The organism is Paenibacillus larvae subsp. larvae, from assembly GCF_002003265.1.
GTDB lineage: Bacteria > Bacillota > Bacilli > Paenibacillales > NBRC-103111 > Paenibacillus_H > Paenibacillus_H larvae.
Window position 1 is genome coordinate 4,119,232 of sequence record NZ_CP019687.1, and the last position, 15,117, is coordinate 4,134,348.

Consider the following 15,117-nt stretch of genomic DNA (forward strand, 5'->3'; position numbering starts at 1 on the left):
CGGGGGATGGAATGAAACTACTGGATATATATTCACGTAAGAAAAAGGATATTGCGTTCATTGAAAAATCGCTGGAACGCAGTATAGATGTGGACCTCCCGACACTGCGCGATGCTTCCCTTCTTTATTTAAAGGCAGGAGGAAAACGAATCCGTCCGGTTTTTGTTCTTCTGGCCGGAGAATTCGGACACTATGATTTGGAACGAATGAAGCATATAGCAGTTCCATTGGAACTTATTCATATGGCTTCTTTGGTTCATGACGATGTCATTGATGATGCGGAGACCCGAAGGGGGAAAGCTACGGTCCGATCCAAATGGGACAACCGTATTGCTATGTATACGGGTGATTACGTGTATGCCAAAGCACTGACTTTGGTGACGGAACTTAAAAATCCTGCCATTCATCAAATCATGTCTAAAGCCATGATCGAGATGAGTATAGGAGAAATGGAACAGATCCGTTTATTCTTTGAACATGGTCAAACGCTGAGAGATTATTTGCGGAGAATTAAACGAAAAACGGCGCTTCTGATTGCAGTGAGCTGTCAGTTAGGCGCTATGACGGCAGAGGCCTCCGAGAATTATGCCAAGCGTTTGTTTCATTTTGGGTATTATGTGGGAATGGCCTTTCAGATCCGGGATGACATTCTGGATTTGGTAGGAACGGAGAAACAGATTGGGAAGCCTCCGGGTAGTGACATCAAACAGGGGAATATAACACTGCCTGTTCTATATGCCCTTCAAGAACCAAAATTACGAAAGCCGATGCTGGAAGAACTGGATCGTATCCGGAAAGCAGACGGTCAAACCGATGTAAGCCGATTCTTAAATCTTGTTAGAGAAAGCGGTGGCATTGAAAAGGCAGATGAAATTGCGGAAACCTGCATTCAAAAAGCTATTGCCTCAATCGATCCGCTGCCGGATATTCAGGCCAAAAAAGATTTAGTTAATATTGCTTATTTTATCGCGAAGAGATCCTACTAATGAGAGGGAACGGTTTCAATATTTGATCCAAACAATTGTCATTTGGCAAGAAACATAGTAAAGTAATTATTGTTTGGAATAAATTAACTTTCTATGGAGGCATCAACATGGAAAAAACGTTTCTTATGGTAAAGCCCGATGGAGTACAACGAGGATTAATAGGTGAAATTGTAAAACGACTTGAGCAAAAGGGATTTCAAATGATTGGCTGCAAATTATTTCAGATGACTAAAGGGCAGGCCGAGACACATTATGCCGAGCATAAGGACAAGCCATTCTTTGGCGAACTGGTTGGCTTTATAACATCCGGACCAGTGCTCGCCATGGTTTGGCAAGGAGATCAGATTATTGCCCTTTCCCGTACTCTGATGGGAAAAACGAATGTGATGGATGCTGCTCCCGGAACCATTCGCGGAGATTTTGCCCTTCATACCAGTAATAACTTGATTCACGGTTCTGATTCCCCGGAAAGTGCGGAACGTGAGATTAATCATTTCTTCAAACCCGAAGAGCTGGTTACATACAGCCGTGAGCTTCAAGCCTGGCTATAACATTTGATTTTTAAAAAAGACGGAACCTTAAGTGTTTTCGTCTTTTTAATTTGGGAAGAACTTTCACTTGATTCTTTTTAGCAGGATTCCGATATAAGTAAGGGGAATAAAAGAAAGTACGATAATCAGAGGTGGGAGACACAACTTGACAGACCAGGATTTTACATTATTCATGAAGAAAATAAAAGATTATACTACAATTGACCTCACCCTTTACAAAGAAGCTCAAATGAAACGGCGGCTGACAACCCTTCGGACCAAGAAAGGATTTTCTACGTTTCAGTCTTACTTTGACGCGATCACGAAAGATCCGGAGTTGCTTCACGAATTTTTGGACCGGATGACGATAAATGTATCGGAATTCTGGCGTAATCCGCTCAGATGGGAACAGGTCGAAAAACGTTTTATCCCTGAAATGCTCAAGCTGACCAGACGTCTGAAGATATGGAGTGCAGCCTGCTCAACCGGGGAAGAACCGTATACCCTGGCCATGATCCTTGCCGAACAGAAAGCTTTGCAGGATACCCTGCTGCTGGCTACGGATATCGACGACGGAGCTCTAGCGAAAGCAGAGAAAGGAATGTATCTGGAACGTTCCCTAAAAGATGTGCCTGCTGCCTACATCAGCAAGTATTTCCGGAAAGAGCAGGGGACCTATTTTATTTCCGAAGATGTAAAGCGGGGGGTAAAATTCCAAAAGCAAAATTTGCTTGAGGACCGTTTTGAAACCGGTTTTGATCTGATTGTATGCCGTAACGTCATTATTTATTTTACCGAAGAAGCCAAACACAAGCTCTACCAAAAATTCGCCCAGTCTTTAAAACCCGGAGGCCTTTTGTTTGTGGGATCTACGGAACAGATATTTTCACCGGGGCAATATGGACTAGAGCCCGCGGATACATTCTTTTACCGCAAAATAGGACTTTAACCGGATTCAAATTAAGAATAAAATGGATTAGGCCGTATAAAATGTTTCAGGTTCGTCCTATACTTAGAATACAGGGTAGTTTAGGAGGCCAATCTCATGGATAAACGAAAAGTGATAACCGCTTATCGCAGGGGGATCCTGACGATGCAGGAATGCGCGCAGATCCTTGGGGTAGATTCTTTGCAGATAAAAGGCATGGTCAACGATCCGAACCTGATAGAGAAGCCGCGGGTGGTCAAGGGAAAACCTGCTGCTAACGAATAGGCCATGCAATGGAACAAGCACGTATGATTACAAAAACACGCTTGATGCGGCAAGGACCGGCGAGGCGTGTTTTTTCTGCTTCTTGTTGTCAAACGGAAATCACTATACTATAATGAACCTAATCTTACACACGTCACAGCGATAAAGTATTCGGATAGGTAGAGAGGAGAACGGAAAATGAGATACTTAACTGCTGGGGAGACCCATGGCCCGCAGCTTACTGCAATTATTGAGGGTTTTCCAAGCAATGTGAGGATAGATTTTGATGCAATGAATGTGCAACTGCATAGAAGACAGCAAGGCTATGGACGCGGGCGCCGGATGCAGATTGAAAAGGATAGAGCCTCAATCGTCGGAGGGGTACGCCACGGAAAGACAACTGGTGCTCCGATTGCCCTCATTGTCGAAAATAATGACTGGAAAAACTGGACAAAAATAATGGGAATTGAGGATGTGGCTGAGGGAGATGAAGCTAAACGTCGTGTAAACCGGCCGAGACCGGGACATGCTGATTTGAATGGCGGTTTGAAATATAACCTGAAGGATTTGCGGAATGTCCTTGAACGTTCGAGTGCCAGGGAAACCACCATGCGCGTTGCTGTTGGGGCTGTTGCCCGGCAACTGCTCGCGGAGTTTGGAATTCAAATCGCATCTCAGGTCATCCGGATCGGGGACGTCGAAGTAAAAAGGCAGAATCTTCCTCTGGATGAACTGATTCGGATTACGGAAGAATCCCCTGTCCGGGTAGTAGATAAAGACGCCGAATTTCAAATGGTTGCGGCTATTGATGCGGCAAAAGCAGAAGGGGATACCCTTGGCGGCATTGTGGAAGTCATCGTCGAAGGGGTTCCTGTTGGACTTGGAAGCCATGTGCAATGGGATCGCAAATTGGATGGCCGTATAGCTCAGGCAGTGCTTTCTATTCAGGCATTTAAAGGAGTCGAATTTGGAATCGGATTTAAAGCGGCCCAGCTTCGGGGATCTAAAGTCCACGATGAGATCGGTTACCGGGAAGAAGACGGATTCTATCGGGCAAGCAACCGTGCAGGGGGATTTGAAGGTGGCATGACGACTGGCGAGCCAATCGTGGTCCGGGGTGTCATGAAGCCAATTTCAACGCTATATAAACCGCTGCAAAGCGTGGATATTGATACAAAAGAAACTTTTACGGCACAAGTGGAACGATCGGATACATGCGCAGTTCCTGCAGCAGGTGTTATTATGGAGAACGTGGTTGCCTGGGAAGTAGCCCATGCATTTATGGAGAAATTTGGAGGGGATTCCCTGGAAGAAATCCGCAGAAATTACGAACAATACATCAAACAAGTGGAGAGTTACTAAGATGAACCCGGGGATTAAGGAACTGAAGGTTAAACTGGGGAAGCGGTCTTACCCCATTTATATCGGGGAAGGTCTGCTTTCCGGCACAGGCGCTTATTTGGAACGGCATGAGGTTCCTAAACGTTCACCTGTACTGGTTGTAACAGATGAACATGTGGCAGCCCTACATTTGGGAATTGTGATGCAGGATCTCGAAATGAAAGGTTATAAGGCCTTTTCCCATGTCGTGCCTGCCGGGGAATCCTCCAAGTCATTAGCGATGCTGGAAAAAGTGATCACTGCGGCATTAGAGGCAGGTTTGGACCGGGCATCAACCGTGCTTGCATTAGGAGGAGGAGTGGTTGGAGATTTGGCGGGATTTGCTGCTGCCAGTTTTATGCGCGGCATCCGTTTCGTCCAGCTGCCTACGACTGTTCTTGCCCATGACAGCAGTGTTGGCGGGAAAGTTGCAGTTAATCACCCGCTGGCCAAAAACATGATCGGTGCTTTCTACCAACCGGAATTCGTTTTGTATGATGTGAGCGCACTCAAGACACTTCCGATCCGGGAAATTCGGGCAGGGTATGCGGAACTGGTCAAGGAAGGGCTCATCTGGGACCATAATTTTGCCCTGTGGTGCGGAGATCATGCGGATGATTTGCTGTCCCTGAACCAAGAAGCACTTATTTACGGCTTATATCAAGGCTGCCGTATCAAGTCTTTAGTAGTATCCCAAGATGAGACGGAATTGGGACTACGCGCCATTCTTAATCTGGGACATACAATCGGTCATGCCATTGAGGCGGTTTCCGGTTACCACGAGTTTTTACATGGCGAAGCCATTTCCATAGGCATGATCGGTTCTGCGAAGCTGGCCCGTTATTTTGATTATCAGGAGAACATCTATACAGAAACGAAACGGCTTCTTAAGGCGTTTGGATTACCTGTCCGACTTCCAGAACATTACGGGACCGAGGCTATACTGAAAGCTTTGATGCACGATAAAAAATTTACTGAAGGCACAATGACATTTATTATTCCGAAAAATCTGGGTGAAGTGGAAATCCGCAGGGATGTACAATCTGCCTGGGTACGTGAAGTCATTGAGGAATTGAAAAAGGAGGAATAGTGATGTATGTGCGCGGTATTCGGGGAGCAACGACGGTCGAAGCCGACGAAGAGAAACAGATATTAGAAGCCACTACGGAATTGTTGGAACAGATTGTCGCTCACAATGCTATTCGGCCCGAGGACATCTGTTCCGTGCTGATCACCGTTACTCATGATTTGACATCCGCATTTCCGGCAAAAGCCATTCGGGGAATGAAAGGATGGGAACTGGTTCCGCTTATGTGTTCAATGGAGATACCGGTTCCAGGCAGCCTTGAACGCTGTATCCGGATGATGGTTTTAACCAATACAGGCAAAAACCAAAATGAAATCAGGCATATTTACTTAAAAACCGCAAAAAAGCTCCGTCCCGATATTTTGGAATTGACAGCAAAGTAAGCGGATTGTATAGTGGACATAGAAGAGTCAGAGTAGAGTTTAGTTTAGATGAGCCTGAGTACAGTTGAGATGAGATAGGATAGAGCTGAGAAGAGAAAGCGAAAGGCCCAAAGGCTTAGAGTAAGGAAGCTGATTTTTGGGTTATAGCCGTATATATTTTTCTTAAGGATCAGGAGAGATAAGTTCCACTTCATTTTCCTTATCTTTTTCCGCCCTTAAGGCGGGGAATTGTTTTCTCTCGCGCACAGCCGAATTCCTTTTATTTCCATCTTGATACTCATACTTATTAACCTCTACTTTGGTAGAGGTTTTTTTAATGTAAAGGAGAGGTGAGAGATGGACATTCACAAACAGTATGAACTTCAAGAAATCCTTCGTTTATCTGAACATTTCAATTTAATCCCCATTGTCCGTGAATTGTTGGCAGATACTGAAACCCCGATCCGGATGTTCCAACATTTTTATGAGGACCAGCATGCATTCCTGCTGGAAAGTGTGGAGGGCGGTGTAAAATGGGCCCGCTATTCCTTTATCGGAACTGATCCGTTTCTGATAATTCGAAGTAAAAAAGGCCTCACTACCGTTGAAAAGAACGGAAAGCATAAGGTTTATCAGGAAAAACCGATTGAAATTCTTAAATCGAACCTGGATGGTTACCGGAGCCCCGAGTTTCCACATCTTCCCCGTTTCACAGGGGGGGCGATCGGATTCTTCGGATATGATCTACTCCGTTACTATGAAAAGCTTCCAGCCCATGAACAGGATGATTTGGATATGCAGGATATGGAGTTTATGTTTTTTGACCAGATTATTGTTTTCGATCATGTAAAACAGCAGGTTCTGGTCATTTCTAATGTGCATATACCTCCGGAGGCGGATGATCTTATCATCGCAGCGGCTTACCTGGAAACATGCCGGAAAGTGGATCGGACTTTAGCCAGGCTGCAAAAGCCGCTTCCATCCATGTCGGCTATTCCGCAAGTAACCCATAAAGAAGTGAAAGCATCCGAAATACGGTCAAATATATCGAAAGAAACCTATATAGAGAATGTTAAAAAAGCCCAGGAATATATCCGGGCAGGTGATATTTTTCAAGTTGTCCTTTCCCAGCGTTTTGAAATGGAGACGGCTGCTTCACCTCTGCAGGTATACCGGGTTCTTAGAACGGTAAACCCTTCTCCCTATATGTATTACTTGAAACTGGGGGATGAAGTTATTGTCGGGTCTTCCCCGGAGCTTCTGGTTCGGGTCGAGGACGGGAAAGTGGAAACAAAACCGATTGCCGGAACAAGACCGCGGGGACAGACTTCTGCCAAGGATATAAGTTTGGAGCGGGAATTGCTGGCAGATGAGAAAGAACTTGCGGAGCATGTTATGCTTGTCGATTTGGGCCGTAACGATATTGGCCGTGTAGCCGAATACGGCTCCGTACATTGCGAGACATTTATGGAGATTGAGCGGTTTTCGCATGTGATGCATATTGTGTCCACTGTAGCTGGACAAATGCGGAAAGATAAGGATATATTCGATGCTTTTCTATCCTGTCTGCCTGCTGGGACCGTTTCCGGAGCGCCCAAGCTCAGGGCTATGGAAATTATAGCGGAATTGGAGAAAACATGCCGGGGGACTTATGCGGGGGCCATTGGATATCTCGGTTTTACAGGCAACCTGGATTCCTGTATAACAATCCGGACTATCGTATTTAAAAACGGTAAGGCGTATGTGCAGGCCGGTGGTGGAATTGTCGGCGATTCTGTCCCGGAAAAGGAGTACGAAGAGTCCTTTAACAAAGCGAAAGCACTGCTCAATTCAATCCGTATGGCAGAGAATTTGTTCAGGCCGCTTCGGGAACATTCAGATATTAATAGTGATTATTTTGTGGACGCGAAATAAAGGATGGGGAGGAACCGGAAATGAGTAACGGTAACGGTATAGCAGCTCGAAAAGCCATTGAGACACTTATTGGCGGCAAACATTTAAATAGAGAAGAAGCCAGAAAAATGATGAGCGATATAATGGACGGACTGGTGACCCAGGCCCAGATCGGAAGCCTGCTCACAGCCTTGCGCATGAAAGGGGAGACGGAAGAGGAACTTACCAGTTTTGCAGAAGCCATGCGGCAAAAAGCTGCGCAAATCGGTCTAGCCCAACAAAACCTGTTGGATACAGCAGGGACCGGTGGTGACGGAGCCAATACATTTAATATTTCTACTGCATCGGCTATTGTTGCAGCGGCCGGGGGTGTTCGTGTAGCAAAGCATGGGAACAGGGCAGTCTCAAGTAAAAGCGGAAGTGCGGATGTTCTGGAGGCCCTTGGCGTTAATATTAGTTTAACTGCTGAGCAGGCAATCGATTGCTTGAATTCTATCGGCATCTGTTTCATGTTTGCCCAGCTCTACCACCCATCCATGAAGTATGCGGCATCTCCACGGAAAGATCTGGGTGTGCGTACTGTTTTCAACCTTCTCGGACCGCTGACGAATCCTGCCGGCGCAGATCACCAACTCCTGGGTGTTTTTGACCGAAATAAAACTCCGGTTATGGCAAGTGTGCTGCGTTCATTAGGATTGAAAAGAGCCCTTGTCGTATCTAGCCTGGATGGATTGGATGAAATCAGTATTTCTCAAGCCACCCAGATTAGCGAACTTAAGGACGGAAAAATCCGGACCTATGAGATAAATCCCGATCATTTGGGACTTGGACAATATCCGCTCCAGAAGGTGAAGGGCGGGAATGCATTAGAGAATGCAGAGATCATCAATCGGATTTTTGAAGGAGAGCCGGGAGCTTGCCGGGATATCGTATTGGCCAACTCTGCAGCATGCTTCTATGTCGCTGGAAAAGCGGGATCATTGCAGGAAGGGGTTAAGCTGGCCAAGGATTTGATCGATTCGGGGAAGGCCAGGCAAAAACTGCAGGAACTTGTCCGTTATACGAGGGATTTGAGCTATGTTTCTTGAACGGATTTTAAAAACGAAGAGGCAGGAAGTGGCTGGCCTTCAAATCAAAACATCCCTGAATCAGCTTGAAAAAATGGCAGCCGCAATACCAATGTGCAGAGGATTTGAACAGGCATTGAGAAATGGACGAAAGATAAATGGTCTCGGTTTAATTGCTGAGGTCAAAAAAGCTTCTCCATCAAAGGGGCTGGTCCGGGAAAATTTTCACCCGGTCACTTTGGCACAGTCGTACGAAAGGGCAGGAGCACATTGTTTGTCTGTATTGACGGATGAAACTTATTTTCAGGGGAAAGCGGAATATCTTCAGCGAATTAAGCAGGAAGTTGGTTTGCCCATTCTGCGTAAAGATTTTGTCATTGATCCCTACCAGGTTTATGAGTCCAAGGTACTGGGAGCGGATGCGGTCTTACTGATTGCAGCAGCATTGGATAAGCCTATTATGGAAATATGTCTCAGGGAGGCAAAGGCTCTTGGACTGGATGTGCTTATAGAGATTCATAACCGGGAGCAACTGGAAGAGATCCTGAATTTGAATCATTCTCTAATCGGGATCAATAACCGTAATTTACACACATTTGAAACCAGCCTTCAAACAACAAAGGATCTTATTCCTTTATTGCCGGACGATATTTTTGTAATCAGCGAGAGCGGTATTCACAGCGGGGAAGACCTGAAATTTGTACTGTCAGCAGGTGCAGGAGGAGTTCTGATCGGAGAATATTTCATGCGCCAAGAGAATGTGGAGAAGGCAGTTAAAAAGCTTATGCAGGCACTTCTGTCTGTATGATGACAAAAACGGAACGGTAAATAGAGGATGAAAGGAGGAAGGAGACATGCCGGACATGCTATCAACCAGAATAAAAATATGTGGACTCCAAAGCGTTGAAGCACTAAACTACCTTATGCGTTTACCTGTCTCTTATGTAGGACTGGTTTTTGCCGCAAGCAAACGGCGGATCCGTATTGATCAGGCTGCGGAACTGACAGCTTACCTTCGCCGCACTCCATTTCCCGACCCCCAAAAAGTGTAGGTGTTTTTGTTAATCCAATCCGGGAAGAATTGACTGATGCGGTCCATAAGGCCGGATTTGATTTCGTCCAGCTTCATGGGGATGAGTCTCCCGAATTTTGCTGTTGGGTCAAAGAAAATCTAAATGTCGGGATATTCAAGGCTTTCTGCATTACGCCTGATATCAAAAAGGACCACACGGAATCCAATTCCGTTGTGGATAACAAATGGGGGCCCTATTCGGAAGCCGGAGTGGATGCTTTCCTGCTGGATACACTGGACCCGGACCAACAGGGGGGAACAGGGAAAACATTTTGCTGGGGGAAGCTTCCGGTTTACCTGGAATGGTCCCGCCGGCATCATGTCCCGCTTTTTGTAGCGGGCGGTTTGAATGACAATAACGTCTCAGAACTGATATCGGACTATCATCCTTATGGGGTGGATGTTTCGAGCGGAGTAGAGACGGACGGATGGAAAGATCCAGATAAAATTAAACGCTTTGTGGAGAGGGTGGCTGCTTGTGGTTAGTGTACCGGATCAACACGGTAGATTTGGAAAGTTTGGCGGAAAATATGTACCCGAGACTTTGATGAACGCACTTCTGGAGCTGGAGGAAGCTTACCGCACCTTTGCAGGAACAGATGAGTTCAAAGAGGAAGTTAACTATCTGTACAGGCAATACTCCGGAAGACCTACCCCTTTGTATTTTGCTGATAGGCTTACCCGCCACTTAGGCGGGGCTAAAGTATACTTGAAAAGGGAAGACCTTAATCATACGGGAGCACATAAAATTAACAATACGATTTGCCAGGCCGTTCTTGCCCGGAAAATGGGGAAATCCAAAGTAATTGCCGAAACGGGGGCCGGACAGCACGGAGTGGCAACCGCTACGATAGCTGCTTTGTTGGGGCTGGAATGTAAGGTATTTATGGGACAGGAGGATATGAAGCGCCAACAGCTGAATGTGTTCCGGATGAAACTTCTGGGTACTGAAGTGGTCCCCGTAACTTCCGGTACACAGACATTGAAGGACGCGTGCAATGAAACGCTCCGCTATTGGGTCAGCAACGTTCAGGATACCTTCTATATTCTGGGGTCGGCTACAGGTCCGCACCCTTATCCGATGATGGTCAGGGATTTTCAGCGCATCATCGGAGATGAGACCAGAAAGCAGATCCTTGAAGCGGAAGGACGCCTTCCTGACGTAGTGATTGCTTGTGTCGGTGGGGGAAGCAATGCCATTGGCATGTTCTATCCTTTCGTAAAGGATAATGCGGTCAGACTGGTCGGGGTTGAAGCTGCTGGTCGGGGAATTCATACAAATGAGCACGCCGCCACGATGAATAAAGGTACAGATGGGGTTTTTCAAGGGTCCTATAGCTTCTTACTTCAGGATGAATATGGTCAAGTACTGCCTGCCCACTCCATCTCAGCCGGTCTTGACTATCCGGGGATCGGACCCGAACATGCATACCTGAAGGATATCAAACGTGCTGAATATCATCCGGTTACAGATCAGGAGGCGTTGGATGCTCTTCAGCTTCTTAGCAGGACTGAAGGCATAATCCCTGCACTGGAAAGCGCACATGCCGTAGCTCAGGCTATCAAAGTGGCTCCAACCTTATCTTCCGACCAGCTTCTTGTGATAAATATTTCGGGCCGGGGAGATAAAGATGTGGAAGCCATTATGGGATATCTCGGAGGTGATCTGGCATGAACCGCTTAGATCAAGCGTTGGAACAGGCAAAAAACCAGAATAAAACAGCGCTTATTCCATTTCTTACCACTGGAGATCCTGACCTGGAAACAACCGTAGATTTGATTTTGGAACTAGAGCGGGCAGGGGCTGATGCGCTGGAGTTAGGAGTTCCGTATTCAGATCCCTTGGCGGACGGACCCGTGATTCAGAAATCTTCATTGAGAGCGCTGCAAAACCGCATTACTATTCTGGATTGTATTGAAGCCGCAAGCATGGCAAGAAGACGCGGCTCTAAGCTTCCCTTTGTCTTATTTACCTATTTTAACCCCTTTTTGCAGGTCGGTTTGAAAAATATGTTCAATTTGATGCTGGAACACGATATCAGCGGACTCATCATTCCTGATCTTCCGATGGAAGAAGATAATGAAGTGAAAAAAATGGCGGATGCTTATAACATTCATCTGATTCCGCTGGTAGCTCCCACTTCAGGTGACCGTATTCAGAGAATCGTAAGCCGGGCCAGCGGGTTTATTTACTGTGTTTCTTCTTTAGGAGTAACGGGAGTAAGAAAAAATTTCTATGAAGGAATCGGTGAATTCTTGCAAATGGTGCGGGCCTTGGCAGATCTTCCTATCACCGTCGGTTTTGGCATATCAAGCCGGGAGCAGGTGAAAGAACTTGCTTCCCAGTGTGACGGGGTTGTGGTAGGAAGCGCGATAGTGAAACAGGTTGAGGCTCATTTACCGCAGCTGCAATCCGGGAATCCGGAGGAGAAAAAGAAAGCCCTCTTGCAAATCGGAGAATTTGTGCGACAATTAAAAGAATAAACTGATAAAGAGGTGATAACCGTGCAGCCGAAACCTAATATTGTACATCTGCCTGTTTACCAGCCAGGCAAGCCAATCGAAGAAGTGAAGCGGGAACTAGGATTGACTCATGTAACAAAATTAGCTTCTAATGAGAACCCATTTGGTTGTTCCCCAAAAGTCCGTGAAGCGATGAAAGAAGAATTGAATAAGCTTCATACCTATCCGGACGGAGGAAGCGTGGAACTGTCCCAGACATTAGCTGACTTTCTGGGTGTCAAGAGCAATCAGCTAATTTTCGGCGCAGGTTCGGATGAAGTCATTCTGATGATTGCCAGAGCTTTCCTGGTGCCTGGGGATGAAACCATCATGGCTACGCACACGTTCCCACAGTACAAACATAACGTGGAAATCGAAAACGCCAAAGCCGTAGAGATCCCCCTTATCCAAGGGACTCACGATTTGGCTAGTATGCTCGGGGCCATAAACGAACGGACCAAGATTGTCTGGATTTGCAACCCGAATAATCCGACGGGAACGTTACTTACCCACGATGAGATTGCCGGGTTCTTACAACAAGTACCGGACCGTGTTTTGGTAGTCCTGGATGAAGCATACTGTGAATACGATACGACAGGCGATTATCCGAGAACTTTTGAACTGCTTGAGCAGCATCCTAATGTCATTGCGCTGCGTACATTCTCGAAGATATACGGTCTTGCTTCTTTGAGAATCGGATATGGAATCGGTCATCCTGACGTTATCCATACTATTAATCAGGTTAGAGAACCATTTAATACAACCCGCATGGCTCAGGCCGCTGCCAAAGCAGCCATTTCGGACCAAGACTTTATTGAAAGCTGCCGGCTTAAGAATGCGGAAGGGCTCCGTTATCTGAATGAACAGTTCAAACGATTGAATCTGGAAGCATTTCCTGCCCACGGAAACTTTATCATGGTAAATACCGGCCGTCCCGCCGCAAAGGTCTTTGAAGGGCTGCTCCGAAAAGGATTTATTGTCCGCAGCGGCGATAACCTGGATTTCCCGTCCCATATTCGCGTTACGGTTGGGAACAATGAACAAAATAAACAATTCGTTGCTGCCTTGGAACAGGTATTGGCGGATATATCGGTAAATGTATGAAAATTGCTGTTATCGGGGTCGGCCTGATCGGAGGATCGCTGGCCCTTTCCATGAAAGGTAAACACGGAGTTGCCGTAACCGGCTTTTGCCATGACGGGCAGACAGCGGAGCGTGTCCGGCGCCGGCAGGTGACAGACCATGTGACCACTTCCCTGCAGGAAGCCGTGGAAGATGCAGATGTCATTTTCCTAAGTGTTCCTGTCGGGTTATTATCTTTTTACATGGAACAAGTATTAGGGTGTAATCCAAAACCAGGATGCATCATAACTGATGTGGGCAGTACAAAAGCTTCCATTGTAGAAGCTGCAGAAAAGTTGAACATGACCGGTGTACATTTTATCGGGGGGCATCCGATGGCCGGTTCGGAACGTTCAGGGGTAGAAGCAGCTACTTCCTACCTGTTTGAGAATGCGTACTACGTGTTGACACCACTTCCGGGAACGCCAGAAACGGCAATTGAACGGCTATCGGAAATCATCGGTTGGACCAAGGCAAAGGTCATTCAGGTTGAAGCGGCCCGTCATGATGATATTGTCGGCGCGATCAGCCACCTTCCTCATGTTATTGCAGTAGCACTCGTCAACCAGATCCGCAAGTACCATGAAGCAGATGACTTATATAAAGTGCTGGCAGCCGGCGGTTTCCGGGATATCACACGAATCGCTTCGAGTGATCCGCAAGTATGGAGAGATATTTTGCTTAATAACAGAGAGATCGTACTCAAATTGCTGAATGATTGGGATTATGAGCTTTCTCACTTTAGGCAATTGCTGCTTGAATGTGATGGTGAAGGAATTCAAAATGAATTCAAATCCGCAGGAGAATTTCGCTCCTCTGTTCCGGAAAGACGCAAAGGTATGATTTCTTCTTTTAAGCCGGCAGTATGAAATTCACAAATGAATAACAGGTCGTCCTAAAACACGGAAAACATTAACAAGTTTATGAAAAAAAGGACGGGAAAGCGATTTCGAAAAAAAGTGTTGACAGATTGAAACCGTATTCATATAATAAAAGTACAGTATGGTTTCTCTCCACTCCTATCCGATAATCGCACAATGTGCAGCCACCTTTGATAAGGTGGTTTTTTTTGCTTAGGAACGAAAGAGAAGAAAGTCTTGGATTTCCCGCGAACTTTAAGATAAGATAATAAAAAGGCATAGAAGAATCCTGGACGGGTTCATAAATATTGGGAGGGAACAGACACAAGTGACGACAATCGGTTTTATCCGGCACGGAATTACAGAGTGGAACCGACTTGGGAGAATTCAGGGGGTTATGGATATTCCGTTGAATGATGAAGGACGGGAACAAGCCCGTAAATTGGGCAATCGCCTGAAGCATGAAAATTGGGATGGCATTATTAGCAGTGACTTGCGCAGAGCCAAAGAAACTTCGGAAATTATTTCCCAGCTCTCCGGGATCCCCGTCCTAGAGTATGACAAGAGGCTCAGGGAACGCTTTTTCGGAGAAGCAGAAGGCACTACCCTGGAGGAAAGAGAAGAACGTTGGGGATCTGAATGGAGAAATGCCGGCATTGGAGTAGAGACAGATGAAGCATTGTTACAACGCTGGGATGATTTTACTGAAACACTTTTTAAGAAATACCCGGAGAGACGTATTCTGCTTGTAAGTCACGGTTCATTTATAGGAACGATTTTAAAAAGACTCGAGATTGAACAGCCTGGGAATTGGCTGACCAACACGTCACTGACGTGTCTGCAAAAAAAAGAGAACACGTGGGAATGTACCTTGTATAACTGCTCTTCGCATTTGAACGATTCTGCCAAAACAGAAAGAGTATAATCATGGGGCTTGGCCCGCCAGACTTTTAGGAACGCCTGTATCCTAAGAGTCTTTTTTATGCGAATTTAAGTTATGAAATTGATTTATGAACGAATATTTTCAGAAAATATTCCCATAATGGTTACTAGCAAAGCCGCAC

The 15,117-nt window shown here is 46.1% G+C and carries 17 protein-coding genes; all 17 read left to right on the forward strand.

Annotated elements, in window-relative coordinates:
* Nucleotides 1-11 precede the first annotated feature (11 nt).
* The 17 genes from hepT (at nt 12) to BXP28_RS21585 (ending at nt 14,978) form a co-directional block, all read left to right on the forward strand.
* Nucleotides 12-986, forward strand: a complete 975-nt coding sequence (gene hepT, locus BXP28_RS21510; RefSeq protein ID WP_023482650.1) for a heptaprenyl diphosphate synthase component II — start codon at nt 12-14, stop codon at nt 984-986.
* Nucleotides 987-1,093: 107 nt separating this feature from the next.
* On the forward strand, nt 1,094-1,537 hold the full coding sequence (gene ndk / locus BXP28_RS21515; RefSeq protein WP_036657899.1) for a nucleoside-diphosphate kinase: 444 nt from the start codon (nt 1,094-1,096) through the stop codon (nt 1,535-1,537).
* Nucleotides 1,538-1,709: 172 nt separating this feature from the next.
* The gene (locus tag BXP28_RS21520; RefSeq protein WP_023482652.1) at nt 1,710-2,465 is read left to right on the forward strand and encodes a CheR family methyltransferase; all 756 of its coding nucleotides are present in this window, start codon (nt 1,710-1,712) and stop codon (nt 2,463-2,465) included.
* A 96-nt stretch (nt 2,466-2,561) separates the two neighbouring features.
* Nucleotides 2,562-2,729: a hypothetical protein gene (locus tag BXP28_RS23420; protein ID WP_024093756.1), complete on the forward strand. Its 168-nt coding sequence runs from the start codon at nt 2,562-2,564 to the stop codon at nt 2,727-2,729.
* Nucleotides 2,730-2,906: 177 nt separating this feature from the next.
* Complete coding sequence (aroC, locus tag BXP28_RS21525; RefSeq protein ID WP_023482653.1) at nt 2,907-4,070, forward strand: chorismate synthase; 1,164 nt, start codon at nt 2,907-2,909, stop codon at nt 4,068-4,070.
* A gap of 1 nt (nt 4,071) precedes the next feature.
* Nucleotides 4,072-5,178: a 3-dehydroquinate synthase gene (gene aroB / locus BXP28_RS21530; RefSeq protein ID WP_023482654.1), complete on the forward strand. Its 1,107-nt coding sequence runs from the start codon at nt 4,072-4,074 to the stop codon at nt 5,176-5,178.
* 2 nt (nt 5,179-5,180) lie between these two features.
* A complete protein-coding gene (aroH, locus tag BXP28_RS21535; protein ID WP_023482655.1) occupies nt 5,181-5,558 on the forward strand; it encodes a chorismate mutase in 378 nt (125 codons plus the stop codon).
* Nucleotides 5,559-5,894: 336 nt separating this feature from the next.
* Nucleotides 5,895-7,451: an anthranilate synthase component I gene (gene trpE / locus BXP28_RS21545; RefSeq protein WP_023482656.1), complete on the forward strand. Its 1,557-nt coding sequence runs from the start codon at nt 5,895-5,897 to the stop codon at nt 7,449-7,451.
* Nucleotides 7,452-7,471: 20 nt separating this feature from the next.
* Nucleotides 7,472-8,518, forward strand: coding sequence for an anthranilate phosphoribosyltransferase (gene trpD, locus BXP28_RS21550; protein ID WP_023482657.1), 1,047 nt, complete (start codon nt 7,472-7,474; stop codon nt 8,516-8,518).
* On the forward strand, nt 8,508-9,305 hold the full coding sequence (trpC, locus tag BXP28_RS21555; protein ID WP_023482658.1) for an indole-3-glycerol phosphate synthase TrpC: 798 nt from the start codon (nt 8,508-8,510) through the stop codon (nt 9,303-9,305). Before trpD ends, trpC begins: the two co-directional genes overlap by 11 nt.
* 46 nt (nt 9,306-9,351) lie before the next feature.
* Entirely contained in the window at nt 9,352-9,549 is a 198-nt protein-coding gene (locus BXP28_RS25440) for a hypothetical protein (RefSeq protein WP_313779193.1), read from the forward strand.
* Nucleotides 9,550-9,578: 29 nt separating this feature from the next.
* Nucleotides 9,579-10,055 (forward strand): phosphoribosylanthranilate isomerase, encoded by a 477-nt coding sequence (locus BXP28_RS21560; protein WP_313780167.1) that lies wholly within the window; start codon nt 9,579-9,581, stop codon nt 10,053-10,055.
* Nucleotides 10,048-11,244, forward strand: coding sequence for a tryptophan synthase subunit beta (gene trpB, locus BXP28_RS21565; RefSeq protein WP_036657905.1), 1,197 nt, complete (start codon nt 10,048-10,050; stop codon nt 11,242-11,244). The genes BXP28_RS21560 and trpB overlap by 8 nt, the downstream gene beginning before the upstream one ends.
* A complete protein-coding gene (trpA, locus tag BXP28_RS21570; RefSeq protein WP_023482661.1) occupies nt 11,241-12,053 on the forward strand; it encodes a tryptophan synthase subunit alpha in 813 nt (270 codons plus the stop codon). Before trpB ends, trpA begins: the two co-directional genes overlap by 4 nt.
* Before the next feature lie 21 nt (nt 12,054-12,074).
* On the forward strand, nt 12,075-13,175 hold the full coding sequence (gene hisC, locus BXP28_RS21575) for a histidinol-phosphate transaminase (RefSeq protein ID WP_023482662.1): 1,101 nt from the start codon (nt 12,075-12,077) through the stop codon (nt 13,173-13,175).
* The gene (locus BXP28_RS21580; protein ID WP_023482663.1) at nt 13,172-14,062 is read left to right on the forward strand and encodes a prephenate dehydrogenase; all 891 of its coding nucleotides are present in this window, start codon (nt 13,172-13,174) and stop codon (nt 14,060-14,062) included. The genes hisC and BXP28_RS21580 overlap by 4 nt, the downstream gene beginning before the upstream one ends.
* A 319-nt stretch (nt 14,063-14,381) precedes the next feature.
* Complete coding sequence (locus BXP28_RS21585; RefSeq protein ID WP_023482664.1) at nt 14,382-14,978, forward strand: histidine phosphatase family protein; 597 nt, start codon at nt 14,382-14,384, stop codon at nt 14,976-14,978.
* Nucleotides 14,979-15,117: the final 139 nt, after the last annotated feature.